Origin of the sequence: Mesobacillus sp. AQ2 (genome assembly GCF_030122805.1) — a bacterium.
Classification (GTDB): Bacteria; Bacillota; Bacilli; order Bacillales; family Cytobacillaceae; genus Mesobacillus; species Mesobacillus oceanisediminis_A.
Window position 1 is genome coordinate 315,001 of record NZ_CP126080.1, and the last position, 24,843, is coordinate 339,843.

The 24,843-nt window shown below is 48.2% G+C and carries 23 protein-coding genes and 1 riboswitch (1 of these 24 only partly in view); of the genes, 21 read left to right on the forward strand and 2 right to left on the reverse strand.

Annotation, left to right across the window (positions count from 1 at the left end):
- From QNH36_RS01685 to purD, 15 genes are all read left to right on the forward strand, one after another.
- Positions 1-1,206, forward strand: the 3' portion of a protein-coding gene (locus tag QNH36_RS01685) for a methyl-accepting chemotaxis protein (protein ID WP_349654833.1). It extends 501 nt beyond the left edge of the window; the window shows 1,206 of its 1,707 coding nt (coding positions 502-1,707); the start codon falls outside the window, past its left edge; the stop codon is at positions 1,204-1,206.
- Positions 1,207-1,452: 246 nt separating this feature from the next.
- Positions 1,453-1,995, forward strand: a complete 543-nt coding sequence (locus QNH36_RS01690) for a DUF2179 domain-containing protein (protein WP_144480467.1) — start codon at positions 1,453-1,455, stop codon at positions 1,993-1,995.
- Positions 1,992-2,198: an NETI motif-containing protein gene (locus QNH36_RS01695; protein ID WP_144480465.1), complete on the forward strand. Its 207-nt coding sequence runs from the start codon at positions 1,992-1,994 to the stop codon at positions 2,196-2,198. Before QNH36_RS01690 ends, QNH36_RS01695 begins: the two co-directional genes overlap by 4 nt.
- 112 nt (positions 2,199-2,310) lie before the next feature.
- Positions 2,311-2,412: riboswitch (purine riboswitch) on the forward strand.
- 138 nt (positions 2,413-2,550) lie between these two features.
- Complete coding sequence (gene purE / locus QNH36_RS01700) at positions 2,551-3,033, forward strand: 5-(carboxyamino)imidazole ribonucleotide mutase (protein WP_144480463.1); 483 nt, start codon at positions 2,551-2,553, stop codon at positions 3,031-3,033.
- On the forward strand, positions 3,020-4,180 hold the full coding sequence (gene purK / locus QNH36_RS01705; RefSeq protein WP_283904516.1) for a 5-(carboxyamino)imidazole ribonucleotide synthase: 1,161 nt from the start codon (positions 3,020-3,022) through the stop codon (positions 4,178-4,180). Before purE ends, purK begins: the two co-directional genes overlap by 14 nt.
- A complete protein-coding gene (gene purB / locus QNH36_RS01710) occupies positions 4,177-5,469 on the forward strand; it encodes an adenylosuccinate lyase (RefSeq protein ID WP_251544491.1) in 1,293 nt (430 codons plus the stop codon). The genes purK and purB overlap by 4 nt, the downstream gene beginning before the upstream one ends.
- Before the next feature lie 82 nt (positions 5,470-5,551).
- On the forward strand, positions 5,552-6,265 hold the full coding sequence (gene purC / locus QNH36_RS01715) for a phosphoribosylaminoimidazolesuccinocarboxamide synthase (protein ID WP_251544492.1): 714 nt from the start codon (positions 5,552-5,554) through the stop codon (positions 6,263-6,265).
- On the forward strand, positions 6,258-6,512 hold the full coding sequence (gene purS / locus QNH36_RS01720) for a phosphoribosylformylglycinamidine synthase subunit PurS (protein WP_283904517.1): 255 nt from the start codon (positions 6,258-6,260) through the stop codon (positions 6,510-6,512). Before purC ends, purS begins: the two co-directional genes overlap by 8 nt.
- Entirely contained in the window at positions 6,509-7,195 is a 687-nt protein-coding gene (gene purQ, locus QNH36_RS01725; protein WP_283904518.1) for a phosphoribosylformylglycinamidine synthase subunit PurQ, read from the forward strand. The genes purS and purQ overlap by 4 nt, the downstream gene beginning before the upstream one ends.
- Positions 7,179-9,395, forward strand: a complete 2,217-nt coding sequence (gene purL / locus QNH36_RS01730) for a phosphoribosylformylglycinamidine synthase subunit PurL (RefSeq protein WP_283904519.1) — start codon at positions 7,179-7,181, stop codon at positions 9,393-9,395. The genes purQ and purL overlap by 17 nt, the downstream gene beginning before the upstream one ends.
- Positions 9,380-10,792 (forward strand): amidophosphoribosyltransferase, encoded by a 1,413-nt coding sequence (gene purF, locus QNH36_RS01735; protein ID WP_283904520.1) that lies wholly within the window; start codon positions 9,380-9,382, stop codon positions 10,790-10,792. The genes purL and purF overlap by 16 nt, the downstream gene beginning before the upstream one ends.
- Positions 10,793-11,060: 268 nt before the next feature.
- Positions 11,061-12,104, forward strand: coding sequence for a phosphoribosylformylglycinamidine cyclo-ligase (gene purM / locus QNH36_RS01740; protein WP_283904521.1), 1,044 nt, complete (start codon positions 11,061-11,063; stop codon positions 12,102-12,104).
- Positions 12,101-12,703 carry a phosphoribosylglycinamide formyltransferase gene (purN, locus tag QNH36_RS01745; RefSeq protein WP_283904522.1) on the forward strand — a complete coding sequence of 201 codons (603 nt, stop codon included), beginning with the start codon at positions 12,101-12,103 and terminating at the stop codon, positions 12,701-12,703. The genes purM and purN overlap by 4 nt, the downstream gene beginning before the upstream one ends.
- On the forward strand, positions 12,682-14,220 hold the full coding sequence (purH, locus tag QNH36_RS01750; RefSeq protein ID WP_283904523.1) for a bifunctional phosphoribosylaminoimidazolecarboxamide formyltransferase/IMP cyclohydrolase: 1,539 nt from the start codon (positions 12,682-12,684) through the stop codon (positions 14,218-14,220). The genes purN and purH overlap by 22 nt, the downstream gene beginning before the upstream one ends.
- A 66-nt stretch (positions 14,221-14,286) precedes the next feature.
- A complete protein-coding gene (gene purD / locus QNH36_RS01755; protein ID WP_283904524.1) occupies positions 14,287-15,549 on the forward strand; it encodes a phosphoribosylamine--glycine ligase in 1,263 nt (420 codons plus the stop codon).
- Here purD and QNH36_RS23915 read toward each other — a convergent pair.
- Together QNH36_RS23915 and QNH36_RS01760 are read right to left on the reverse strand one after the other, a co-directional pair.
- Entirely contained in the window at positions 15,527-15,640 is a 114-nt protein-coding gene (locus tag QNH36_RS23915; protein ID WP_349654834.1) for an EYxxD motif small membrane protein, read from the reverse strand. The two genes, purD and QNH36_RS23915, sit on opposite strands and share 23 nt — an antisense overlap.
- 248 nt (positions 15,641-15,888) lie before the next feature.
- Positions 15,889-16,161, reverse strand: coding sequence for a YgaP family membrane protein (locus QNH36_RS01760; RefSeq protein ID WP_251544499.1), 273 nt, complete (start codon positions 16,159-16,161; stop codon positions 15,889-15,891).
- 403 nt (positions 16,162-16,564) lie between these two features.
- On the opposite strand from QNH36_RS01760, the gene QNH36_RS01765 reads away from it, so the two are divergent.
- The 6 genes from QNH36_RS01765 (at position 16,565) to pcrA (ending at position 24,784) form a co-directional block, all read left to right on the forward strand.
- Entirely contained in the window at positions 16,565-18,304 is a 1,740-nt protein-coding gene (locus QNH36_RS01765; protein ID WP_283904525.1) for an adenine deaminase C-terminal domain-containing protein, read from the forward strand.
- A 62-nt stretch (positions 18,305-18,366) separates the two neighbouring features.
- Positions 18,367-19,407 carry a DUF3048 domain-containing protein gene (locus QNH36_RS01770; protein ID WP_283904526.1) on the forward strand — a complete coding sequence of 347 codons (1,041 nt, stop codon included), beginning with the start codon at positions 18,367-18,369 and terminating at the stop codon, positions 19,405-19,407.
- A 29-nt stretch (positions 19,408-19,436) separates the two neighbouring features.
- Complete coding sequence (locus tag QNH36_RS01775) at positions 19,437-19,751, forward strand: YerC/YecD family TrpR-related protein (protein WP_144480433.1); 315 nt, start codon at positions 19,437-19,439, stop codon at positions 19,749-19,751.
- Positions 19,752-20,153: 402 nt separating this feature from the next.
- Positions 20,154-21,581 (forward strand): sodium:solute symporter family protein, encoded by a 1,428-nt coding sequence (locus tag QNH36_RS01780; RefSeq protein ID WP_251544502.1) that lies wholly within the window; start codon positions 20,154-20,156, stop codon positions 21,579-21,581.
- Between the two features lie 198 nt (positions 21,582-21,779).
- On the forward strand, positions 21,780-22,466 hold the full coding sequence (pcrB, locus tag QNH36_RS01785; RefSeq protein ID WP_283904527.1) for a heptaprenylglyceryl phosphate synthase: 687 nt from the start codon (positions 21,780-21,782) through the stop codon (positions 22,464-22,466).
- A gap of 65 nt (positions 22,467-22,531) precedes the next feature.
- Positions 22,532-24,784, forward strand: a complete 2,253-nt coding sequence (gene pcrA, locus QNH36_RS01790; RefSeq protein WP_144480427.1) for a DNA helicase PcrA — start codon at positions 22,532-22,534, stop codon at positions 24,782-24,784.
- The last annotated feature ends 59 nt before the right edge of the window (positions 24,785-24,843 follow it).

Here is a 24,843-nt window from a genome sequence, read left to right on the forward strand (position 1 = left end):
ATTGGAATTCTTTACGTTGGTGCTTCAGAAAAGATCATCGTTCAAATTCTGAGTTCTTTTATGACGAAATTTTTAATCCAGATTGCAATCGTATTAATCATCGCATTTATCGGAATCTATTGGTTTACCCGGAATTTGAGAAGAAGGCTTGACGCCATATCGGCAGCCATGGTCAAAGCAGGAGCCGGGGACTTCACGGCTGTTGTTGAAGACCGGAGTGGAGATGAGCTTAGTGACCTTGCGGATAGCTATAATCACATGAAAGAAAACTTGAGCACTATGTTGCATGATGTGCTTGAAACTTCAGAACAGGTTGCCGCTTCGTCTGAACAGCTGACTGCAGGTGCTGAACAGACAAGCAGGGCGACCGAGCAAATAACAGAAGCGATCCAGCAGGTTGCCAGCGGTTCTGACACACAAACACAAGGGGTAGAAGAGAGTGCAAGGGCGTTGGAGGAACTGGCAAGGGGAGTGGCAGAGATTGCGGAAACTTCCTCATTGATTGCTGAGTCAAGTTCAGAAGCAAGTGACCATGCCAAACAGGGTGGGGCGTTTGTCGAGGAAACTGCAAGTCAAATGAATATGATCCATGCTTCTGTAGAAGAAACAGGAGAAGTTTTCAATCTGCTGAATGAAAGGTCCAGGGAAATCGACAATATCTCTAAGGTGATTACAGAGATTGCAGACCAGACCAATTTGCTCGCCTTGAATGCGGCCATTGAAGCAGCGAGGGCAGGGGAACATGGCAAAGGATTTGCCGTTGTTGCGGCAGAGGTCAGGAAGCTGGCTGAACAATCACAGAAATCCTCTTCCCAAATTTCCGATTTGATCGGACAGATACAAATGGATATGGAGCAGTCCAATGATTCGATTGAGACTGTAAAAAAAGAAGTATTAAGCGGCCTGGGAATTGTTGAAGGGACCCAAAAGAGCTTCCAGGAAATCCTTCATTCCATGGAAAATATGAGTGCACGGATCGAAGAGATGGCAGCCACTGCGGAACAAATGTCTGCGAGCACAGAGGAAATCTCCGCAACCGTGAATGAGGTCTCGACGGTCTCAAAAGATTCTTCTGTCCATACTCAAAATGTCGCGGCTTCAGCTGAGGAACAATTAGCTTCCATGGAGGAAATAACAGCATCAGCCAATAACTTGTCTACAATGGCAGAAACGTTAAAAGATACAGTTAGCCGATTTAAAATATAATGGAGAACCATCAAGCCCTTCCTGGAACGGATGCTGGCCTGATGGTTTTTTTATGGCTTGTTCATTGCCGTGTCAATTGTGGAAAAGATTTATAAAAATAATTTTCAAATAGTTTCAAATGCTGTGCTTGAGGAAACCTTAAGATAAGAATTCCTTTCTCTCGTTATTTTGCAAGTTGCTTTACAAGTGATTTGATTAATGCGAACATTAAGGCTTATTAGATGAGATGTCTGGAGGGGTTATTGAATGCTGGAGAATAGTTTTGTCATGGTTGCCATCATCTTAATCATCAATATTGTGTATGTGTCTTTTTTTACAATCAGGATGATCCTGACGTTGAAGGGTCAGCGTTATCTGGCTGCAGGTCTGAGCATGATCGAAGTAGTGATTTATGTAGTCGGACTCGGGCTGGTACTTGAGAATTTGAATCAGATTCAGAACCTGGTTGCCTATGCTGTGGGCTATGGTATTGGTGTCATCGTTGGGATGAAAATTGAAGAGAAGCTGGCGCTTGGATATATTACGATAAATGTCATTACAAAGGAATATGATCGAGATCTTCCTAAGGCATTACGGGATCAGGGGTATGGTGTGACGGACTGGGCCGCTCACGGGCTTGAGGGTAACCGGATGGCTATGCAGATTCTGACTCCGAGGAAATATGAATTAAAGCTTTACCAGACAATCAAGGAGCTGGATCCAAAGGCTTTCATCATTGCGTATGAACCGAAAGCGATTCATGGCGGGTTCTGGGTAAAATCAGTTCGGAAAGGAAAGCTGTTCTCATGAGCAAGGTAAAAAAGAAACAGATGTATGAAGTCGGCGAGCATGAATCAATCGATGATTGCCTAAATAGAATGAAAAAGGACGGATTTGCCCCTGTCCGCAGGATGGAAAAGCCGATTTTCAAGGAAGTAGAAAAGAATGGCACCGTTGAATATGAGCCTGCTGGAAGGCAGATTATCTTTGAAGCAAAGCTGATTGAAAGCTAAATTGCGTTAGTTATTTAAAGTCCTAAACACGAACGATTTAAAATGGAAATTATTTAACGTTCGATTATTGATTGACAAAAAGTCTAAATGGTTGTTAAGATGTAGTTGTCGAAAGTGAAATCAGTTACTCCCTCGTATAATAATGGGGATATGGCCCATGAGTCTCTACCCGGTAACCGTAAATCGCCGGACTATGAGGGAAAGTAGTTTTTTTAAAGTGAAGGGAAAAGAAATCACATTTACTTGTGGGTTTCTTTGCGTTTGCACCCGGACGGACTACTTTCTCTTCTATCAGAGGAAGCAGTCTATCCGGGTTTTTTGTTTTTAAAACTCCAAAGGGAGGTTTAGGTATATGACCGTTGCAGTTATTATGGGGAGCAAGTCGGATTGGGAAACGATGAAGCATGCGTGTGACATGCTGGATCGCTTAGAGATTTCTTATATAAAGAAGGTAGTTTCCGCTCATCGGACACCGGATTTAATGTTTGAGTTTGCCGAAAATGCTAGAAATGAAGGAATTAAAGTCATCATCGCCGGAGCGGGCGGAGCAGCTCATTTGCCGGGGATGGTTGCAGCGAAAACGACGCTTCCGGTTATCGGCGTGCCTGTACAGTCGAGAGCGCTCAACGGCTTGGATTCATTGTTATCGATTGTCCAGATGCCTGGCGGCGTACCGGTTGCGACGGTGGCGATCGGAAAAGCTGGGGCAACGAACGCAGGATTGCTCGCTGCTCAGATTTTAGGTGCATTTGATGGTAAAGTAGCAGAAATGCTGGCGCGATTACGTGAAGAAACAAAAATGTCAGTGATGGAAAGCAGTGATGAGCTTGTCTAAATTGATTTTACCAGGAGAGACGATCGGAATCATTGGCGGCGGGCAGCTTGGCAAGATGATGGCACTGTCGGCAAAAGCGATGGGTTTCAGGGTGATTGTGCTTGACCCGACCGATGATTGCCCATGCGGCCAGATAGCTGACGAGCAGATTGTCGGCAGCTATGATGATCTTGAAAAAATAAAGCAGCTATCTGAACAAAGTGATGTCATCACGTACGAGTTTGAGAACATTGATGCGGATGCTCTTGAATGGTTAAATAAATACGCTTATGTGCCGCAGGGGACCGAATTGCTTCGGGTCACTCAGGACAGGATAGAAGAGAAGCGCCATATCGAGGCTGCCGGGGTGAGAGTGGCCCCATATGTGGCAGTGACAAGTGTGGAAGATGTAAGGAATGGTGTTGAGGAGCTGGGTTTGCCGGCAGTATTGAAGACGGCACGGGGCGGTTATGATGGCAAAGGGCAGCTGGTCATCAGGTCTGTTGAAGACATCCCTTTGGCGGAAACATTGGTCAGCCAGGGCTCGTGTGTACTGGAAAAATGGATACCGTTTGAAAAAGAGATCTCTGTGATCATTACCCGCGGGACGAACGGTGAGACTGCTGTTTTTCCAGTCGGGGAAAATATCCATAAGGAAAATATCCTGCATCAAACCATTGTGCCGGCGAGAATCAGTTTTCAGGCTGAAGCAAAGGCAATAAGAGCTGCAAAGCAGATTGCCGAGGCGTTAGGTTTAATCGGGACGCTGGCGGTTGAGATGTTTTTAGGAGCGAATGATGAGCTTTACATAAATGAACTGGCACCGCGGCCGCATAACTCGGGACATTATACGATCGAGGCCTGTGAGACGTCGCAGTTTGAGCAGCATGTCAGGGCAGTCTGCGGCTGGCCACTGGGCAGCACGAACTTGCTTAAGCCTGCTGTGATGGTGAATATCCTGGGTGAGCACCAGCAGCCACTGCTGGAAAAAATCGCAGAAGTGCAGGATTGGAAGATTCACTTATATGGCAAAAAAGAAGCAAAGCATAAACGGAAAATGGGGCATGTGACCCTTTTACGAGAGACAGTAGAGAGTGCGCTGGAGGAAGCAGAGCAAAGCGGCATCTGGGAAGGCGCAGCAGAAATGATCGGAGGACAAAAGAAATGATAGATCGTTATACAAGACCGGAAATGGGAGCAATCTGGACGGAGGAGAATCGCTTCAAAGCGTGGCTTGAGGTCGAGATCCTCGCATGTGAAGCATGGGCAGAGCTTGGCGAGATTCCTAAAGAAGATGTGAAGAAGCTCAGGGAAAATGCTTCATTTGATATTAACCGGATCAAGGAAATCGAGGAAGAGACACGCCATGATGTCGTTGCTTTTACAAGAGCAGTATCTGAAACGCTTGGAGAGGAACGTAAATGGGTGCATTATGGCCTGACTTCGACGGATGTGGTCGATACAGCATTATCGTATGTGCTTAAACAGGCGAATGCGATTTTGCTGAAGGATATTGAGAACTTTGTTGAGATTTTGGCGAATAAGGCTAAAGAACATAAATACACAGTGATGATGGGACGTACGCATGGTGTCCATGCTGAACCGACGACTTTTGGCTTGAAGCTGGCGCTATGGCTTGAGGAAATGAAGCGCAATCTTGAGCGATTCAAAATGGCTTCCAGCGACGTAGAATTCGGCAAGATTTCCGGTGCGGTTGGAACGTACGCGAATATCGATCCATTCGTTGAATCGTATGTCTGTGAAAAATTAGGACTGCAGCCGGCACCGATTTCCACTCAAACCTTGCAGCGGGACCGCCATGCGTTCTATATGGGGACACTTGCGTTAATTGCGACTTCCATTGAAAAATTCGCGGTGGAGATCCGCGGCTTGCAAAAAAGCGAAACTCGTGAAGTTGAGGAGTTCTTTGCGAAAGGACAGAAGGGTTCATCGGCGATGCCGCATAAGCGCAACCCGATTGGCTCTGAAAACATGACTGGGATGGCGAGGGTCATCCGCGGATACATGACAACAGCCTATGAGAATGTGCCACTGTGGCATGAGCGCGATATCTCACATTCATCTGCTGAGAGAATTATTTTACCCGACGCAACGATTGCTTTGAATTATATGCTGAATCGCTTTGGAAATATCGTCAAGAACCTGACGGTGTATCCGGAGAACATGAAGCGTAATATGGATCGGACACTTGGCTTGATTTACTCCCAGCGTGTGCTGCTTGCTTTGATCGACAAAGGGATGTCGCGTGAAGAAGCATATGATACGGTCCAGCCTCGCGCGATGGAAGCATGGGAAAAGCAGGTGCAGTTCCGCAGCCTGATCGAACAGGATGAAAAGATTGCCGGACTGCTGAGTGAAGCAGAAATCGATGACTGCTTTGATTACAACTACCATATCAAGCATGTGGATATGATTTTTGAAAGACTGGGACTTTAATACAAAAGGGCAAGGTTTCTTGCCCTTCTTTTATCTCTAGGAGACTGAAGATTGCCAATTATCTCAATCGGAGGGCGTTGAAATGGAAGAGCTGTTATACGAAGGGAAAGCGAAGCGGATTTACGCGACAGATCAAGAGGATGTAGTAAGGGTTCAATACAAGGATTCTGCGACGGCATTTAATGGCGAGAAAAAGGCAGAGATTGTCGGCAAGGGCAGGCTGAATAACGAGATTACGAGTCTATTATTCTCAAAGCTTGGCAAAGCTGGTATCCAATCGCATTTTATCGAGAAAATTTCCGAGAATGAGCAGCTGGTGAAGCGTGTACAGATCATCCCGCTCGAAGTGGTTGTCAGGAATTTCGCTGCGGGCAGTTTTTCAAAGCGCCTTGGCATTGAGGAAGGCAACAAGCTTTCAAGGCCAATCGTCGAGTTTTACCTGAAGGATGATGCGCTAGGCGACCCGCTGATTACCGATGAACATATTGATGTGCTGAATTTGGCAGCTGCAGAAGAAGTGGCTGAACTGAAGGCAGCGGCTTTGAAAATTAATGAAGTGCTTGGCGGATTTTTCGCTGAAATAGGTGTGAGATTAATAGATTTTAAGCTAGAGTTCGGCAAGGATACTGACGGGAAGATCCTGCTGGCGGATGAGATTTCGCCTGATACATGCCGCCTCTGGGATATGGAGACGCAACAAAAGCTAGACAAAGATGTGTTCCGCCGCGATTTAGGGAATCTGACAGATGCTTACGAAACCATTTTAACGAGATTGGGAGGACAATTGCATGTATAAAGTGAAGGTGTATGTCACGTTAAGGGAAAGTGTTTTGGATCCACAGGGGACGGCTGTTAAAAAATCGCTTGCGACTCATGGTTACGAAGGCATCCAGGATGTCCGAATCGGCAAGTATATGGAACTTACTTTGGATGAGAGTGTAAAGGATGTTGACGGCGCTGTTATGGAAATGTGCGAGCGCCTGCTGGCGAATCCGGTGATTGAGGATTACAGGTATGAAGTCGAGGAGGTTGTTGCACAGTGAAATTTGCGGTGATCGTTTTTCCGGGTTCAAACTGTGACATCGACATGTACCATGCGGTAAAAGATGAGCTTGGCGAAGAAGCAGAATATGTCTGGCATGATGCTGAAAGCCTTGAAGACTATGATGCTGTGCTTTTGCCTGGCGGTTTCTCATATGGAGATTACTTGAGATCAGGCGCGATTGCGCAGTTCAGCAATGTGATGAAGGAAGTTGTCAAAGCGGCCGAAGCCGGAAAGCCTGTACTTGGCGTCTGCAACGGATTTCAGATTTTGCTTGAAGCAGGCCTTCTTCCAGGTGCAATGCGCAGAAATGACAGCCTGAAGTTCATCTGCAAGCAGGCCGAGCTGAAGGTGGAGAATAACGAAACAATGTTTTCAGCTGGCTATGAAAAAGGCGAGATCATCACGGTTCCGGTTGCGCATGGTGAAGGCAATTATTATTGCGATGAAAAGACGCTGGCTAATTTGAAGGCAAACAATCAAATCGTGTTCACATACGAAGGCGAGAACCCGAACGGAAGCCTTGGGAATATTGCCGGGATCATCAATGAACGAGGAAACGTCCTCGGGATGATGCCGCATCCGGAGCGTGCAGTCGATGAGCTGCTTGGCGGCGCGGACGGCCTGAAGCTTTTCAAATCAATCGTCAAACAATGGAGGGAAGCAAATGCGGTTAATGCTTGAACCAAGCCCAGAGCAAATTAAACAGGAAAAAATCTATCGTGAAATGGGACTTTCAGACAGCGAGTTTGCTTCTGCCGAACAGATCCTTGGACGTACTCCTAACTATACAGAGACTGGCTTGTTCTCGGTTATGTGGTCAGAGCATTGCAGCTACAAGAACTCCAAGCCTGTCCTGAAAAAGTTCCCTGTCACAGGCGAGCGCGTGCTTCAGGGACCGGGCGAGGGTGCAGGAATCGTGGATATTGGGGATGGCCAGGCGGTCGTTTTCAAGATCGAGAGCCATAACCATCCTTCTGCGATCGAGCCATACCAGGGTGCTGCTACGGGTGTCGGCGGAATCATCCGCGATGTATTTTCGATGGGAGCAAGGCCAATTGCATTATTGAATTCCCTCCGTTTTGGCGAGTTGGAATCGCCACGGGTGAAATATTTGTTTGAACAAGTTGTTGCCGGTATTGCCGGTTACGGGAACTGCATCGGCATTCCAACGGTTGGCGGCGAGGTTCAGTTTGATGGTGCTTATGAGGGAAATCCGCTTGTTAACGCAATGTGCGTCGGTTTGATCAACCATGAGGACATTAAAAACGGCCAGGCGCATGGCGTTGGAAATACCGTCATGTACGTTGGCGCTAAGACTGGCCGTGACGGAATTCACGGTGCGACATTCGCGTCCGAGGAATTGAATGAGGCGTCAGAAGAAAAGCGTCCTGCCGTACAGGTCGGCGATCCATTCATGGAAAAATTGCTGTTGGAAGCTTGCCTTGAGCTTGTGAAAAATGACGCGCTTGTCGGCATCCAGGACATGGGCGCAGCCGGTTTGACAAGTTCTTCTGCTGAGATGGCGAGCAAGGCGGGCTCTGGGATCGAGATGAATCTTGACCTTGTGCCTCAGCGTGAAACAGGCATGACGGCTTATGAAATGATGCTGTCAGAGTCCCAGGAGCGTATGCTGATCGTCGTGGAAAAAGGCCGCGAGCAGGAAATCATCGATCTTTTTTCAAAGTATGAGCTTGAAGCCGTTGCAATCGGAAAAGTAACGGATGACAAGATGCTTCGCCTTTTACATAAAGGGGAAGTGGTTGCGGATGTTCCGGCAGATGCACTGGCTGAAGAGGCGCCTGTCTATTACAAGCCTTCCAGCGAACCTGCGTATTTCCGTGAGTTCCAGGCAATGGACAACAAAATTCCTAATGTAGAAAACTATGAAACTACTCTTTTGCAGCTGCTTCAGCAGCCGACCATTGCAAGCAAAGAGTGGGTTTATGATCAGTATGACCATATGGTACGCACAAGTACGGTCGTTTCGCCTGGGTCTGATGCTGCTGTCGTCAGAATCCGCGGTACGGAAAAAGGTCTGGCGATGACGACGGACTGTAACTCTCGGTATATCTATCTTGATCCGGAAACGGGCGGGAAGATTGCTGTTGCCGAAGCGGCGCGCAACATCGTCTGCTCTGGCGGTGAGCCGCTGGCAATCACGGACTGCCTGAATTTCGGGAATCCGGAGAAGCCAGAGATTTTCTGGCAGTTTGAAAAAGTAGTCGATGGCATGAGTGAAGCGTGCCGGACATTGAGCACGCCAGTCATCGGCGGAAACGTGAGTTTGTATAACGAAACGAATGGAACAGCTATCTATCCGACACCAGTGGTCGGTATGGTTGGTCTGGTTGAAAATTTAAAGCATGTAATGACTCAGCATTTTAAAAAGGCCGGCGATTTGATTTATTTGTTGGGAGACACGAAGGATGAGTTTGGCGGCAGCGAGCTGCAGAAGCTTGTGTATGGCAAGATTTTCGGCAAGGCGCCTGAGCTCGATTTGGAAGTGGAAGCTAGCTATCAAGCGCAAATTTTAACAGTGATTAAAAATGGCCTTGTTGCCTCTGCTCATGATGTTGCCGAGGGCGGCGCAGCGGTTGCGCTTGCTGAATCCGTAATCGGAAGCAAGGGGCTCGGAGCAGCAGTTGAGCTCGAAGGCAACGCAGTATCAGCATTGTTCAGCGAATCGCAATCCCGCTTCATTTTATCGGTAAAACCTGAGAACCAGATTGAGTTTGAAAGTATAACAGACGCAGTGCTGATCGGGAAAGTCGTTGAAACGCCAGTCTTAAAAGTTGATGTCAACGGTGAGAATGTGATCAATCAAGATGCAGAGGGGCTGAAAAAGGCCTGGAAAGGAGCCATCCCATGCTTGCTGAATTAAAAGGCTTGAATGAGGAATGCGGCGTTTTTGGTATCTGGGGACATCCAGAGGCAGCACAAATTACTTACTACGGTCTCCATAGCCTGCAGCATCGCGGCCAGGAAGGCACAGGCATCGTTGTCAGTGACGGCCAGCAGCTTAAGGGCCGGAAAGGCGAAGGTCTTGTGACGGAAATTTTTACAGCAGATGCCATGGAAGATCTACAGGGTGTCGGCGCCATCGGTCATGTCCGCTATGCGACTGCAGGAGGAGGCGGCTACGAGAATGTTCAGCCGCTGCTGTTCCAATCACAGAGCGGCGGACTGGCCCTTGCACATAACGGCAATCTTGTTAATGCCGATGCGTTAAGGAATCAGCTTGAGGCACAGGGCAGCATTTTCCAGACAAGCTCAGACACTGAGGTGCTGGCACATTTGGTCAAGCGCGGCGGCTTCAGCCAGCTGAGGGATCGTGTGAAAAATGCCTTGCCAATGCTGAAGGGTGCTTACGCCTTTCTAATCATGACCGAGACAGAATTCATGGTGGCGCTGGACCCGCATGGACTGCGACCTTTGTCATTGGGCAGACTTGGCGATGCGTATGTGGTTGCGTCTGAGACTTGTGCATTCGATATCGTCGGGGCAGAGTTTATCAGGGACATCCTTCCTGGAGAGCTGCTCGTGATCGATGCAGACGGCCTTCATTCCGAGATGTATTCAATGAGCTCCTCAACGGCAATCTGCACGATGGAATATATTTATTTTTCCCGCCCAGACAGCAATATTCACGGCATCAACGTCCATGCGGCCCGCAAGAATCTCGGCAAGCAGCTGGCAAAAGAAGTACCGATTGAGGCTGATGTTGTCACAGGTGTACCTGATTCAAGTATTTCTGCGGCCATCGGCTATGCGGAGGAATCAGGCATTCCGTACGAAATGGGCTTGATCAAGAACCGTTATGTCGGCCGGACATTCATCCAGCCTTCCCAAAGCTTAAGGGAGCAGGGTGTGAAAATGAAGCTTTCGCCGGTGCGCGGTATTGTTGAAGGCAAGCGTGTCATTATGGTGGATGACTCGATCGTGCGCGGCACAACAAGCCGCCGGATTGTGAAAATGCTTAAGGATGCCGGTGCCACTGAGGTCCATGTCGTCATCAGCTCGCCGCCAATCCAGAACCCGTGCTTTTACGGGATCGATACATCTACTCGCGAAGAGCTGATTGCTTCTGAACATTCCGTCGAAGAGATTCGTGAGTTGATTGGCGCTGACTCGCTGACGTTTTTAAGTGTCGAGGGCATGCTGGAGGCAATCGGACGCAATGAACCTGGCGAAACGCGAGGCCAGTGCCTGGCATGTTTTACAGGTAAGTATCCGACGGAAATCTATCCGCAGGCAGTACCTGCCGGGCAGAAGTGCTGATGGGTTTCACCAAAATTAGGATGAAGGTGCAATTATATAAGGTTAACGCGCAATTATGCGATAGAACTGTGCAATTATAGTTTCTGTTGGTGCAATTAACCTGAATGATCGTGCAATTATGAGTTCCATTCGTGCAATTAACTCGAATGACCGTCAATAGAAGGCTACTATTCGTAGAATTCTCCTGTAGTCTGGCGATGGAAAACATGGTTGAGAAGAAATGTAGAAGTTGAATACTAGAAAAACAGCCAAATCGGAGGTAGTGAACATGGCAAATGCGTATAAGCAGGCTGGTGTGGATATAGAGGCCGGGTATGAGGCGGTCGAACGGATCAAAAAGCATGTGAATCGGACGGGCAGGCCGGGTGTGTTCGGGGCGCTGGGCGGATTCGGGGGGATGTTCGACCTTTCCAGTCTCGGACTGAAAGAACCGGTACTCGTTTCAGGTACGGATGGTGTCGGCACGAAGCTGATGCTGGCTTTCATGATGGACCGCCATGATACAATTGGCATTGATGCGGTCGCGATGTGCGTGAACGACATCGTTGTCCAGGGAGCAGAACCACTCTACTTCCTTGATTACATTGCTTGCGGCAAAGCCCAGCCTGAGAAAATCGAAGCGATTGTCAAAGGGATTGCCGATGGCTGCGAGCAGGCAGGCTGCGCCCTCGTAGGAGGGGAAACTGCGGAAATGCCAGGAATGTACTCTCCGGAAGAATACGATTTGGCTGGTTTTTCGGTGGGGGCCTGTGAAAAAACTGATATCATTACAGGCCAGCAAATCAAGGAAGGCGACGTGCTGATCGGGCTGGCTTCAAGCGGGATCCACAGCAATGGATACTCGCTTGTTCGCAAAGTGTTTCTTGAGCAGGCCGGCTGGAAGCTTGACCGACATGTGGAGGAGTTCGGCTGTACACTTGGCGAAGAGCTGCTGAAGCCGACCCGCATTTATGTAAAATCAGTACTTGCCGCTATGAAGCAATTTGAGCTTAAAGGGCTTGCCCACATCACAGGAGGCGGCTTTATTGAAAACATCCCGAGGATGCTGCCGGAAGGACTTGGCGCTGAGATCGAAGAAGGCAGCTGGGAAATACCTCATGTGTTCAAGACACTGGAATCATTAGCACAACTCGACCGCCAGGACATGTATAATACTTTTAATATGGGCGTTGGCATGGTTGTGGCTGTTGATCCGAAAATCGCACCAGAACTTGTTGGGTTTTTTAACGAAAATGGTGAGCGAGCTTCAGTGATTGGTACAGTCACTGTTTCTGAAGGAATTAAGGTAAAGACGGCTGGTGAAGCAATATGAAGAAAATCGCGGTGTTTGCATCTGGAAGCGGGAGCAATTTCCAGGCGATTGCGGTTGCTGCCCAGTCTGGAAGCCTGAATGCTGAAATCAGCCTGCTTGTATGCGACAAGCCGGGTGCGTTTGCAGTTGACCGTGCTGAAATGCTGGGGATTCCTGCCCTGGTCATCAGCCCGAAAAGCTATCTATCCAAGATAGAATATGAGGAAGAAATTTTACAAAAACTAACCAGCCTGGAAGTAGACATGATTGTTCTTGCAGGCTATATGCGCCTGATTGGGTCGACATTGCTGAATGCGTTTGAGGGGAAAATCATCAATATCCATCCGTCGTTGCTGCCAGCTTTTCCCGGCAAGGATGCAATCGGCCAGGCGCTGGCAGCGGGAGTCAAGACAACGGGAGTGACGATTCACTATGTCGATGAAGGGATGGATACGGGCCCGGTCATTGCAAGCGCGGCAGTGAACATCATTGCTGGTGAGACACACGAGTCACTCCAGAAGAAAATACAGCGGATCGAACACAGCTTATATCCAGAGGTTCTGGTGGAGCTGCTGAACGGAAAAGAGGAGGCAGTACAATGGGAAAAAAGCGTGCACTGATCAGTGTTTCGAATAAAGAAGGAATAGTTGAATTAGCAAAGGAGCTTGTTGAGCTTGGATTTGAAATCATCTCGACTGGCGGTACGAAGAATGCCTTGAAAGAAGGCGGAGTTCCTGTCATCGGCATCAGCGACGTAACCGGATTCCCGGAAATTCTCGAAGGCCGGGTCAAGACGCTCCATCCAAAAATACATGGCGGATTGCTGGCAAAGCATGATGATCCCTCCCATCAGGCTCAGCTGTCTGAGAATGAAATTGGAAAAATCGAACTTGTCTGCGTCAACTTGTATCCTTTCAAAGAAACCATTTCAAAGCCAGACGTGACACCGGAAGATGCGATCGAGAATATCGATATTGGCGGTCCGGCTATGCTGCGCGCCTCAGCGAAAAACCATCAATACATAACCGTGCTCGTCGATCCTGCCGACTACCAGCAGGTCATCGAAGAATACAAAAATAACAATGAAACCACTCTGGAAACCCGCCGCACCCTTGCATCGAAGGTGTTCCGCCATACGGCAGCCTACGATGCGCTGATTGCAGAATACATGACGAATCTCGCAGGCGTGGAACAGCCGGAAAAAATGACGGTTACTTACGAGTTGAAGCAAAGCCTTCGATATGGCGAGAACCCACATCAGAAAGCTGCTTTTTATCAGAAGCCGCTTGGTTCAGCATTTTCGGTTGCGGCTGCTGCACAGCTTCATGGGAAAGAGCTGTCTTACAATAATATCAATGATGCCAATGCGGCTTTGCAGATTGTAAAAGAATTCTCTGAGCCTGCTGCGGTTGCCGTCAAGCATATGAACCCATGTGGTGTCGGCACTGGAAAAGATGTTTTTGATGCTTTTGGAAAAGCGTTTGAAGCGGATCCTGTCTCAATCTTTGGAGGCATCATCGCGCTGAATCGCGAGGTCGATGGAGAGACGGCACGCAAGCTGTATGAAATCTTCCTGGAAATCATCATTGCGCCTTCTTTTAGCGACGAAGCTCTTGAGATTTTAACAGCTAAGAAGAATCTGCGCTTGTTGAAGGTTGGATTTGATGGGAATGAAGCCAGGGAAAATACCCTTTCCTCGATCGAGGGCGGCTTGCTTGTCCAGGAGCAGGATGCATTTGGATTCGAAGACGCTGAAATTTCTGTGCCGACGAAACGCGAACCGACGGATGCTGAGTGGGAAGCGCTGAAACTGGGCTGGAAGGTTGTTAAGCATGTTAAATCCAACGCAATAGTCGTAACCGATAAGGATATGACACTGGGGATCGGTGCCGGGCAGATGAACCGTGTCGGAGCTGCGAAAATCGCCCTTGAACAGGCTGGTTCAAAAGCGGAGGGAGCGGCGCTTGCATCTGATGCGTTCTTCCCGATGGATGACACTGTCGAAGCGGCGGCAAAAGCAGGGATCACCGCCATCATTCAGCCGGGTGGATCAGTCCGTGACGAGGATTCAATTAAAAAGGCGGATGAATACGGTATTGCGATGGTATTTACCGGAGTAAGACATTTCAGGCATTAATTTTGTGTGAATTGACAGGATGCAGGTCAGAAAAAAGCAGTTCTGAAATTAACGGGGGTGCGTGTTATGAAGGTTCTGGTGGTTGGCAAAGGCGGCCGGGAGCATGCGATTTGCAAGAAGGTCAGTGAGAGTCCGCTGGTTACAGAGGTTTTAGTGGCCCCGGGCAATCCGGGTATGGAGGATTGCGCGAAATTGGTCTCGATAAATGAAATGGATACAGAGGGTCTTGTTTCATTTGCGAAGGAGCAGCAAATCGGGCTGACAATCATCGGTCCGGAGGTTCCCTTGTTGGAAGGGCTGGCTGATATTTTCATTGAAGAGGGACTCAAAGTTTTTGGTCCCCGAAAAGCAGCAGCGATCATCGAGGGCAGCAAATCGTTTGCAAAGGACTTGATGAAAAAGTACGGCATTCCTACTGCTGCTTACGAGACATTCACGGACTATGCCGAGGCAAGGGATTATCTTGCGAAGGTAGGAGCTCCGATTGTCATCAAAGCGGACGGACTGGCAGCGGGAAAAGGCGTCGTTGTCGCGATGACGATGCAGCAAGCGGAACAGGCGCTGCAGGAAATGTTGCTAGACGGCAAATTTGGCGAAGCCTCCGCAAGCGTGGTCATGGAGCAATTTTTACCTGGGGAAGAGTTTTCGCTGATGGCGTTCGTGAACGGAGAAACTGTGATCCCGCTTGAAATCGCCCAGGACCATAAGCGTGCATTCGATGGCGACAAGGGGCCTAACACCGGCGGGATGGGAGCGTACTCCCCGGTGCCGCATATCAAAAAGGATTCGATCGAAGAAGCAGTGCAGAAAATCCTCATTCCTGCAGCAATCGCAATGGAAATGGAAGGCCGGAGCTTTACAGGTATTCTGTATGCCGGGCTGATAGAGACGGCAGAAGGTCCAAAAGTGATTGAATTCAATGCAAGATTCGGCGACCCGGAAACACAGGTGATCCTGCCGAGGATGAAATCGGATTTGGTCGAGGTGATCCTCGAACTGCTTGAAGGGCGCAAACCTGAAATTGAATGGCATAAGGAAGCGATGGTCGGCGTAGTGGTCGCGGCCAATGGCTATCCGGAGGAGTATGGAAAAGGGGCTGAACTCAAAGGCATTGAGAGCATGTCAGATGTTTTCCATGCAGGCACGGCGAAAAACGTCCAGGGTAAGTTCGTGACAAACGGCGGCAGGGTGCTGCTTGTCGGTGCAAAAGCGGACTCGCTAAAGGAAGCGCAGCAAAAAGTATATGCTGAGCTCGAAAAGCTGGACTGCCCGGAAACCTTTTATCGCAAGGATATCGGCAGCAGAGCTATCGGGCACGTCTCTTGCTAGAACCCTTAATATAGACAAGAAGCAGGGCAATGATGCTTCCGATCAGTGCAATCCAGACGAAGCTGACGTCCATGATATATTCCCAGAACATTGAATCATCTCCTTTTTGGAAGCCCCCGGGTCTGGGGGCTTTATTTTATTGTATAGGAAATTATAAAAGCATTTTTGTGTGGATAACTGAATATGGGTGTCTTAATCCAGCTCCAGCGCCTAGCCCCTCGAGACGCTTCGGTCCTGCCAATGAAGTCAAAGAACGACTTCACTGTCAGGCCCTCCAGCGCTTGTCGGGGCTGAACAAGGCGCTTGCGCTTTTTGTTCTTGCTTTGAACCATACAACAGTCAACTAGGGTTATACTGGATCCATCCTTCAGAGTCCTCATCCTCAGAATTCTTTTGCTCCATCATGTCCTGGCCTTTTTCATAGGCAGCAGTGAGCGGACAGTAGCGGACAATTCCTTCCCCGACTTTCATCGCGCCAAGCATCGCAATGAAAAGGTAGGAATCCTTCCAAGGACGCTTCACCATTTTGGAAGTCGACCATGCCAGGATCGTCAGCCCCGCCGTAATTCTCACAAGTGCATTGATGATACCGATATTCGGACGTACCTTCATTTTCCATCGCTCCTTTATACAGCTATTTACAATAAATTTGAAATTCTTTAATGCGTTAAACAGTGAAATATGTTACGATAGTACAATAATGTAAGGGCTTTCTTTTTGGTAAAGAATTTGAATTTAAATATAAGGCTCTGTTCAATCCGCATCTTGTCTAATCACCCTGTTGATTGTAGTGGAAGGCGCGTAGACTCCTCGGAAAATGCTGACGCAATTTCCTCGTGCGTGGGTCAATTCGCAGAAGCATTTCAGTGTCCTGCGGGATCAGCCGGGAGGTGAGACCCCGCAGGAGCTTGCGACGAGGAGGCTCAGCGCCGGCCCCGCGGAAAGCGAAGCGCCTGGAACGAAAATCAACAGCCAAGTATAACAGAGCCTAACATAGAGAAAAGGGGAACATGGTATGGAACAACGTTATCGATGGAAAAACAAACAATTGCGCAACCATGCTGCTGTTTTGGACGGCACCCTTTCACCGACGATCTTATTGAAAAATGCAACGTATTTGAACCAGACATTCCGCAAGTGGATGACTGCGAACATATGGATTTACAATGACAGGATTGTGTATGTTGGTGAAAACCTGCCGGAAAACACGAAGCGGTGCGAAATAGTGGATTGCGCTGGAATGAAACTGGTGCCAGGTTATATTGAACCTCACGCCCACCCATTTCAACTTTATAATCCCCATTCTTTCGCTGCCTATGCATCACAGACGGGGACGACCACACTGATCAATGATAATATGGTGCTTGCTTTACAATTGGGTAAAAAGAAAGCGTTTTCCTTTATAAATGAACTGAATGACAACCCGGTCACCATGTACTGGTGGAGCCGTTTTGACGCTCAGACGGAAATCCAGCATGAGGAGGAGGTATTCTCCAACAGCAATGTCAGGTCATGGCTTGAGCATGAGAATGTTGTCCAGGGCGGCGAGTTGACTTGCTGGCCGAAGCTGATGAATGGCGATGACATGATCCTTCACTGGATGCAGGAAACGAAGCGGATGCACAAGAAAATCGAAGGGCATTTCCCGGGTGCATCAGAGAAAACGCTGGCAAAAATGATGCTGTTCGGCGCGGATTGCGACCATGAGGCGATGACAGGCGAGGAAGTCAGAAGGAGGTTGATGCAGGGATATATGGTTTCGCTGCGGCATTCCTCAATCCGTCCTGATTTACCGAAGCTGCTTGATGAAATCCATGAGCTGGACATCGCAGTGTATGACCGGTTTATGATGACAACGGACGGGGCATCGACGGCGTTTTACGAAAATGGTGTCATCGATGAATTGATCCGGATTGCCATCGATCATGGCGTACCGGTTATTGATGCCTACAATATGGCGACAATCAATGTGGCGCGTTATTATAATTTCGAGCATCTGCACGGGAACATCGCCACCGGACGAATCGCGAATATCAATATCCTGAGCGATGAACTGAATCCGACACCTGTTTCGGTGCTGGCGAAGGGCCAGTGGGTGAAGCGCGACGGTGAGACAATTGATGCAGCGAAAGAATTGAATTGGCCCGAGATGGGTTTCGCTCCGCTAGAAATGGACTGGGATTTAACGATGGACGATCTGCAGTTTTCAATGCCATTTGGAATCAAGATGGAGAATTCGGTGATCACGAAACCTTATTCCATCTCGATCGATGTGTCTGAAGATCAATTGTCCTCAAAACATGATGAATGTTTTTTCACTCTGATCGACCGCCATGGGAACTGGCGCATCAATACAGTCCTAAAGGGCTTCGCCACCGGTTTGCAGGGGCTTGCGAGCTCGTTCTCAAATACCGGTGACATCATTTTAATCGGTAAAGATAAACAGGATATGATGGCTGCTTTTAACAGGATGAAAGAGCTTGGAGGCGGAATTGTTGCCTGTGAAAATGGGGTTCCTGTCAGGGAAATCCCACTGAGACTTCAGGGGATCATGTCGAGCCATCCTGTGACGGAGCTGATGGCGGAGGAAAAGCATTTGCTGGAATATCTGAAGGATAAGGGCTACAAATTTGCTGATCCGATCTATTCCCTGCTATTCTTCTCATCAACGCACTTGCCATACATCCGCATCACCCAGCAGGGCATCTATGACGTGATGAAAAAAACGGTACTCTTTCCAACGATAATGCGTTAAAATATAAAAGTGCATCTAGAGATAGACAGCCATGAATGAACTGGGTTCAAGGGGTGGCGAAAATGAGAAAAACATGGATCGCTGTGCTGATTGCAGCAATCGTGCTTGCAGGCGGGTGCAGCAGTAAAGAGACAGAGAAAAAAGAAACAGTTAAAGAACATAAAGAAAAAGAAGTGGAAACTGTTGGCAAGGAAGCAGAAGAGTTTCAGTTCAAATTTCCGCTTACTGGAGTGGGCACCAAAGAAGAATCCTCAGATAGGGCAGTAGCAGTGGTTGTCAATAACCACCCGAAAGCAAGACCACAATCCGGGCTTAATAAAGCAGACGTTGTTCACGAAGTTTTGGCTGAAGGCGGCGTAACAAGATTCGTGGCGATTTTCCAGAGCGAGAAGCCTGAAAAGATTGGACCGGTACGCAGTGCGCGTGAATACTTCATCGGACTGGCATCCGGGTTTGACAGCTTTTTCGTCGCCCATGGATATAGTCCTGAAGCGAAGGAAATGCTTGAACATGGCGAAATTGATAACATCAACGGAATGCAATATGACGGAACATTGTTCAAGCGTGCTGATTTCCGTAAGGCACCTCATAATTCGTATATCACTTATAAGAATATCGTGAAGGGTGCGGAAATGAAAGGCTACGGAATGGACAAAGCTCCTGAACCTGCTGTATTCTTGAGCGGTGAGGAAGCCGATCAGCTGGAGGGAACTTCGGCGGAAGATTTCATGGTATCTTATGGTTCGCCGTCGTTCGATGTAATTTACGAGTATGATGCTGACAAGCAGAAATACCACCGTTTCAATGGAAGCGAAGAAACAGTGGATCTTGAATCGAAGGAATCTGTTCTGCTCGACAACATCCTTGTCGTGCAAATGAACCACAAGATCGTTGATGATGCCGGGCGCAGGGTAATCGACATGAATTCCGGCGGCAAGGGATATTTGTTCCAAAAAGGCAAAGTGAATGAGATACAATGGAAAAATGAAGCTGGCAGGATCGTCCCTTATAAGGATGGAGCAAAAGCTGGTTTCGTTCCCGGGAAAACATGGATCAACATTGTCCCATCAATCAGCGATGTCTCATTCGACTCTCAACAATAAAATTCTGAGTGAATTAAGGGGTAGAATATATGCAAATTGATAAATTAAGAGGCAAGGAACTAGACCAATTGTTCAAGGCGATTTTATCGCTGAAGGACCTTGATGAAGCGTACCGATTCTTCGATGACCTGGCAACGGTGAATGAAATCCAGTCACTCGCACAGCGTCTTGAAGTAGCCCGCATGCTTCGCGAAGGCAAGACATACCATAAAATCGAAACAGAAACAGGCGCAAGCACGGCAACGATTTCCCGTGTCAAGCGCTGCCTGAACTATGGAAACGACGCCTACGAAATGGCGCTCGAAAGATTGAAAGAACAGGAAAATGCTGAAAAAGCGAATTAGTTTATGACATGGGACGGAACCAGATCTGGTTCTGTTCTTTTTTTGGGGCTGGCTGGTAAATTGGTAAAAACTACGGATAATTCCCAATTCGCTATAAAAATGAAAAAGTCGCTATATAAATGAACTTTTCGCTATAAAAATCAGAAAGTCGCTATAAAAATGGATTTTTCGCTATATAAAGAAATTGTCGCTAAATAAGATGGAAAAAAACCAGGTTATTTTCCAGTTCGCCAATAAAATCTGATTATCGCCAAAAAAGCAGGTATTTTCGCCAAAAAAATGAAAAATCGCCAAAAAACAGGGTGAAATCGCCAATAAAAATCTAAAATCGCCAATAAACCAGGTTACCAGTTATTTTAAAAGGGTAGGGGGTAGGTAAAATATAAACTTTGGAGTGAGTTGATGGGGGCAAGCTTGACGGTCATTGCGATTGTGATTATTTATTTAGGTATTATGATCATGATTGGGTACATATCTTCGAAAAAAATCAATGATAATGAGGACTTTTTGGTTGCGGGCCGTAAGATGGGTCCGTGGCTGCTGGCGGGAAGCCTTGCAGCGACTGAGGTTGGCGGCGGGTCGTCACTCGGGGTGGTTGAAAAAGCTTATGGAGATTGGGGGCTGTCGGCAGTCTGGTATGTCATCACAATGGCGATTGCCTTCGTCGTGCTGGCGTTCCTCGCGCCTATGCTGCGGGAAGCTGCTGTAAAAACGGTACCTGAATACTTTCGCAGGCGGTACGGGAAAGCGAATTCACTGGTAACATCCATTATCATGCTGCTGCCGATGGTCGGTCTGACGGCGGTTCAGTTCATCGCATCGGCGACGATCCTGTCAGTCATGACCGGCTGGAGCTACACTGTTTCTGTCATCATCGTCACCGTTGTTGTTACGTTATATAGTGTGATGGGCGGCATGTACAGTGTTGTTTACACCGATGTGGTCCAGTGGATCTTCATCATCGTCGGGATGGGGCTGATCATTCCATTCACGCTTCAGGCAGGCGGTGGTTTCGAGCAAGTGACGGCCAATATACCGGATGCGAAGTGGAGTCTCGTGGATGGTGCTGGCTGGGGGACGATTCTTGCACTGGTCGTTATGTATATCGCTTCCTTCACGGTTGGCCAGGAGGCGGTCCAGCGCTATTATTCCGCCAAGGACGGCAAGGCAGCGAAGCAAGCTTCCTATATTACTTCTTTCGTCTACGTGCTGTTCGCATTCATCCCTGCGATGATCGGTCTATTCATGTACGGAATGGTCGAGAACGGCCAGATTGACGGGGCGATGCTGATGGAAAGAGGTGCGCAGTACGCATTGCCAGTGTTGGCGATGGAGGTGCTGCCGGATGTCGTGACCGGTATCCTGTTCGCCGCACTGATTTCGGCGACGATGTCGAGCGCATCTAGTAATCTATTGGCGGCTGGATCCATTTTCACAAATGATATTTACCATCAATATATCAACAAGGATGCAGCGGATGGTAAGCTGTTAAAAATGGTCCGCTACACGATGTATGTGGTTTCCGGCTTCGCCTTGCTGACAGCAATCTGGAATGTTTCGGATATTATCACGCTATTAATGTTCTCTTTTACATTGAGAGCGGGAGGCGCGTTCATTCCTTATGTGCTCGGGCATGTCTGGGAAAAAGCGACCCCGGCAGGCAGCCTGGCGTCCTTGTTCCTTGGGAGTCTCGCAGTCTATCTTGGCGAAAAGGAGTTCATCAGCTTCTTCGGGCTTGATCCTATTTATCTCGCATTGGTTGTGAGCGGAATCAGTTTCTATGTTTTTTCAAAATTGTTCAAAGAGCAATACGAACACCGTGATTTGTAAAAAATTGCTGAAAGCGTTCCGGAAGGCGGGACGCTTTTTTGCGCATATTTAGGAGCATTCATCTATTTTTCGCTTTGAAAAAAGCCTGGCGTCAGCGCTTGCGGATTTCTCGCAAACAACCTTATGTTTCCTTTTTTATATACCGGCAACAAATGCTATAATGGTGGAATGGATAGATAGAATGGGGGCAATTCTGGGATGTACGATGTTCGCGAGTGGAGACATGTGTTCAAACTCGATCCAAATAAAGAGATCACTGATGAAGAATTAGAAAGAATTTGCGAGTCTGGAACCGACGCAATCCTGGTTGGGGGAACGGATGGAGTCACGCTAGAAGGCGTCCTCGATTTAATGGCCCGCGTCCGCCGCTATACGGTTCCGTGCATTCTCGAGGTTTCGACAATCGACTCGATTACGCCGGGTTTTGATTTTTATTTTATCCCGACGGTGCTGAACAGCGGCAATCCGGAGTGGATTACCGGGCTGCATCATAAAGCAGTCAAGGAATATGGCGATCTGATGGATTGGGACGAGCTAAAAATGGAAGGCTATTGCATCCTCAATCCGGATTGCAAGGCAGCCAGATTGACCGAGGCGAAGACCGAGCTTTCAGTCGAAGATGTACAAGCCTACGCGATGATGGCGGAAAAAATGTTCAACCTGCCAATTTTCTATTTGGAATACAGCGGCACGTACGGCAATCCTGAATATGTAAAAGCTGCAAAAGAAGTTCTCGATCAAACCGTCCTCTTTTACGGTGGTGGGATCGAAACGGCGCAGCAGTCAGCGGAAATGGCTGCACATGCCGATGTCATCGTTGTTGGGAATGTAATCTACAGCAACCTGGACGAGGCATTGAAGACAGTTGCTTCAGTAAAGCAATAATCCAGTTGTATGGAAATATATTATAAGATAAAATAAGAACAAATGTTTGTATGGTGGTGAAGAGTGTGCAATTTTTAACGGATAAATTATTGAACGGCCTAAATCCGGAGCAGCAGAAGGCTGTCAAGACAGTCGACGGACCGCTGCTTCTGATGGCAGGGGCAGGCTCTGGTAAAACAAGAGTTTTGACACACAGGATTGCGTATTTAATGGTGGAAAAAGGGGTAAATCCTTATAACATCCTGGCGATCACGTTTACGAATAAAGCGGCGCGCGAGATGCGCGAGAGGATTCAGAAAATGATGGGCGGAGCGGCAGATGATATCTGGATTTCAACGTTCCACTCGATGTGTGTGCGGATTTTGCGCAGAGACATTGACCGTCTCGGCTATAACCGGAACTTCACGATCCTTGACTCAACAGACCAGCAATCGGTCATTAAGTCGATCTTGAAGGACAAAAATATGGATCCGAAAAAGTTCGACCCGCGTGCGATTCTGGGAACGATCAGCTCGGCGAAAAACGAATTGATCACGCCGGAAGAGTATGCAAAAACAGCCGGGGATTATTTTTCACAGAAGGTAAGCGATGTGTACGAAGAGTATCAGCGCAGGCTTCGCAAAAATAACGCGCTTGATTTCGATGACTTGATTATGTCGACAATCACGCTGTTCATCCGCGTTCCTGAAGTGCTTGAGTACTATCAGCGCAAGTTCCAGTACATCCACGTCGATGAGTACCAGGATACGAACAGGGCACAATACATGCTGGTAAAACTGCTTGCGCAGCGCTTCCAGAACCTTTGTGTCGTCGGGGACTCCGATCAGTCGATCTATCGCTGGCGCGGTGCTGACATAGCGAATATCCTTTCTTTTGAAAAGGACTACCCAAGAGCGAGTGTGATTTTGCTGGAGCAGAATTACCGCTCAACAAAGAAGATTTTGCTGGCGGCTAATATGGTCATCCAGAACAATATGAACCGTAAGCCGAAGAACCTATGGACTGAAAATGCCGACGGCAACAAAATAATGTATTATCGTGCGGATAGCGAGCAGGGCGAAGCTCAGTTCGTGATCGGCAAAATCCAGGAGCTCATGCGCCAGGGCCGCAAGTTGTCTGATATCGCAATCCTGTACCGGACAAACGCCCAGTCGCGTGTGATCGAGGAATCTTTCCTGAAGTCGAACATCGATTACTCGATTGTCGGCGGCATCAAGTTCTATGACAGAAAAGAAATTAAGGACATCCTGGCCTATCTGCGCCTGATTTCCAATCCGGATGATGATATCAGCTTGCAGAGGATTATCAATGTTCCGAAGCGAGCGATCGGTTCAACTTCGATTGATAAAATCGCCAACTTCGCGACGATGCATGACCTGTCGATGTTCCAGGCGCTAGAGACGATTGAAATGATCGGACTCAGCCCAAAGGCGGAAAAAGCAGCAGCCGAGTTCCGCAACCTGATCAGCAATTACACACACCAACAGGAATACCTGTCGGTGACCGAGCTTGTGGAAGAAGTGCTTGATAAGACGGGCTACCGCGATATGCTGAAGGCGGAAAAATCGCTGGAATCACAGAGCAGGCTTGAAAATATAGATGAATTTTTAACCGTAACAAAAAGCTTTGAAGAAAGCAGTGAAGATAAGAGCCTCGTTGCATTCCTGACGGATTTGGCTCTTGTTGCCGATATCGACCGTCTTGACGATGATGGCGAACAAAAAACCGATTTTGTCACACTGATGACCCTGCACTCAGCCAAGGGACTTGAGTTCCCGGTTGTCTTCCTGATCGGTATGGAAGAAGGAGTCTTCCCGCATAGCCGCTCCTTGATGGAAGAGGATGAGATGGAGGAAGAGCGCCGTCTTGCCTACGTGGGAATCACCCGTGCTGAAGAAGAGTTATTCATCACGAATGCACAGATGCGTACGCTTTTCGGCCGCACGAATATGAACCCGGAATCACGTTTTATCAAAGAAATTCCTGGTGATTTAATTGAAGATGCCGTGCCGAAAGTCAGAAGGCCTGCTCCAACAAGCGGCGGCAGACCAGCATCAGCCAGCGGCGGCAGACCAGGCGCTTCTGCAAGACCGTCCATGCCAGCCCGCGGCGCTGTTACCCGTCCAGTCGCAGCTGCAAGCGGCGGTGAAGGCATTGACTGGAAGGTTGGAGACAAAGCGCAGCATGGCAAGTGGGGAACAGGAACGGTAGTCAGCGTGAAAGGCTCCGGTGAAGGAACCGAGCTGGATATAGCCTTCCCAAGCCCAACAGGAATCAAGCGATTGCTGGCCAAGTTCGCGCCGATTACTAAGGCTTAATCTATACCATTCTTACAATTAAATTTCTGTCTAGCTCCAGCGCCTAGCCCCTCGAGACG

Excerpts from the sequence above, each read along its gene's own strand:
- QNH36_RS01690 (WP_144480467.1), top strand. The coding sequence starts at position 1,453 with ATGCTGGAGAATAGTTTTGTCATGGTTGCCATCATCTTAATCATCAAT.
- QNH36_RS01695 (WP_144480465.1), top strand. The coding sequence starts at position 1,992 with ATGAGCAAGGTAAAAAAGAAACAGATGTATGAAGTCGGCGAGCATGAA.
- purE (WP_144480463.1), top strand. The coding sequence starts at position 2,551 with ATGACCGTTGCAGTTATTATGGGGAGCAAGTCGGATTGGGAAACGATG.
- purK (WP_283904516.1), top strand. The coding sequence starts at position 3,020 with ATGAGCTTGTCTAAATTGATTTTACCAGGAGAGACGATCGGAATCATT.
- purB (WP_251544491.1), top strand. The coding sequence starts at position 4,177 with ATGATAGATCGTTATACAAGACCGGAAATGGGAGCAATCTGGACGGAG.
- purC (WP_251544492.1), top strand. The coding sequence starts at position 5,552 with ATGGAAGAGCTGTTATACGAAGGGAAAGCGAAGCGGATTTACGCGACA.
- purS (WP_283904517.1), top strand. The coding sequence starts at position 6,258 with ATGTATAAAGTGAAGGTGTATGTCACGTTAAGGGAAAGTGTTTTGGAT.
- purL (WP_283904519.1), top strand. The coding sequence starts at position 7,179 with ATGCGGTTAATGCTTGAACCAAGCCCAGAGCAAATTAAACAGGAAAAA.
- purF (WP_283904520.1), top strand. The coding sequence starts at position 9,380 with ATGCTTGCTGAATTAAAAGGCTTGAATGAGGAATGCGGCGTTTTTGGT.
- purM (WP_283904521.1), top strand. The coding sequence starts at position 11,061 with ATGGCAAATGCGTATAAGCAGGCTGGTGTGGATATAGAGGCCGGGTAT.
- purN (WP_283904522.1), top strand. The coding sequence starts at position 12,101 with ATGAAGAAAATCGCGGTGTTTGCATCTGGAAGCGGGAGCAATTTCCAG.
- purH (WP_283904523.1), top strand. The coding sequence starts at position 12,682 with ATGGGAAAAAAGCGTGCACTGATCAGTGTTTCGAATAAAGAAGGAATA.
- purD (WP_283904524.1), top strand. The coding sequence starts at position 14,287 with ATGAAGGTTCTGGTGGTTGGCAAAGGCGGCCGGGAGCATGCGATTTGC.
- QNH36_RS23915 (WP_349654834.1), bottom strand. The coding sequence starts at position 15,640 with ATGTTCTGGGAATATATCATGGACGTCAGCTTCGTCTGGATTGCACTG.
- QNH36_RS01760 (WP_251544499.1), bottom strand. The coding sequence starts at position 16,161 with ATGAAGGTACGTCCGAATATCGGTATCATCAATGCACTTGTGAGAATT.
- QNH36_RS01765 (WP_283904525.1), top strand. The coding sequence starts at position 16,565 with ATGGAACAACGTTATCGATGGAAAAACAAACAATTGCGCAACCATGCT.
- QNH36_RS01770 (WP_283904526.1), top strand. The coding sequence starts at position 18,367 with ATGAGAAAAACATGGATCGCTGTGCTGATTGCAGCAATCGTGCTTGCA.
- QNH36_RS01775 (WP_144480433.1), top strand. The coding sequence starts at position 19,437 with ATGCAAATTGATAAATTAAGAGGCAAGGAACTAGACCAATTGTTCAAG.
- QNH36_RS01780 (WP_251544502.1), top strand. The coding sequence starts at position 20,154 with ATGGGGGCAAGCTTGACGGTCATTGCGATTGTGATTATTTATTTAGGT.
- pcrB (WP_283904527.1), top strand. The coding sequence starts at position 21,780 with ATGTACGATGTTCGCGAGTGGAGACATGTGTTCAAACTCGATCCAAAT.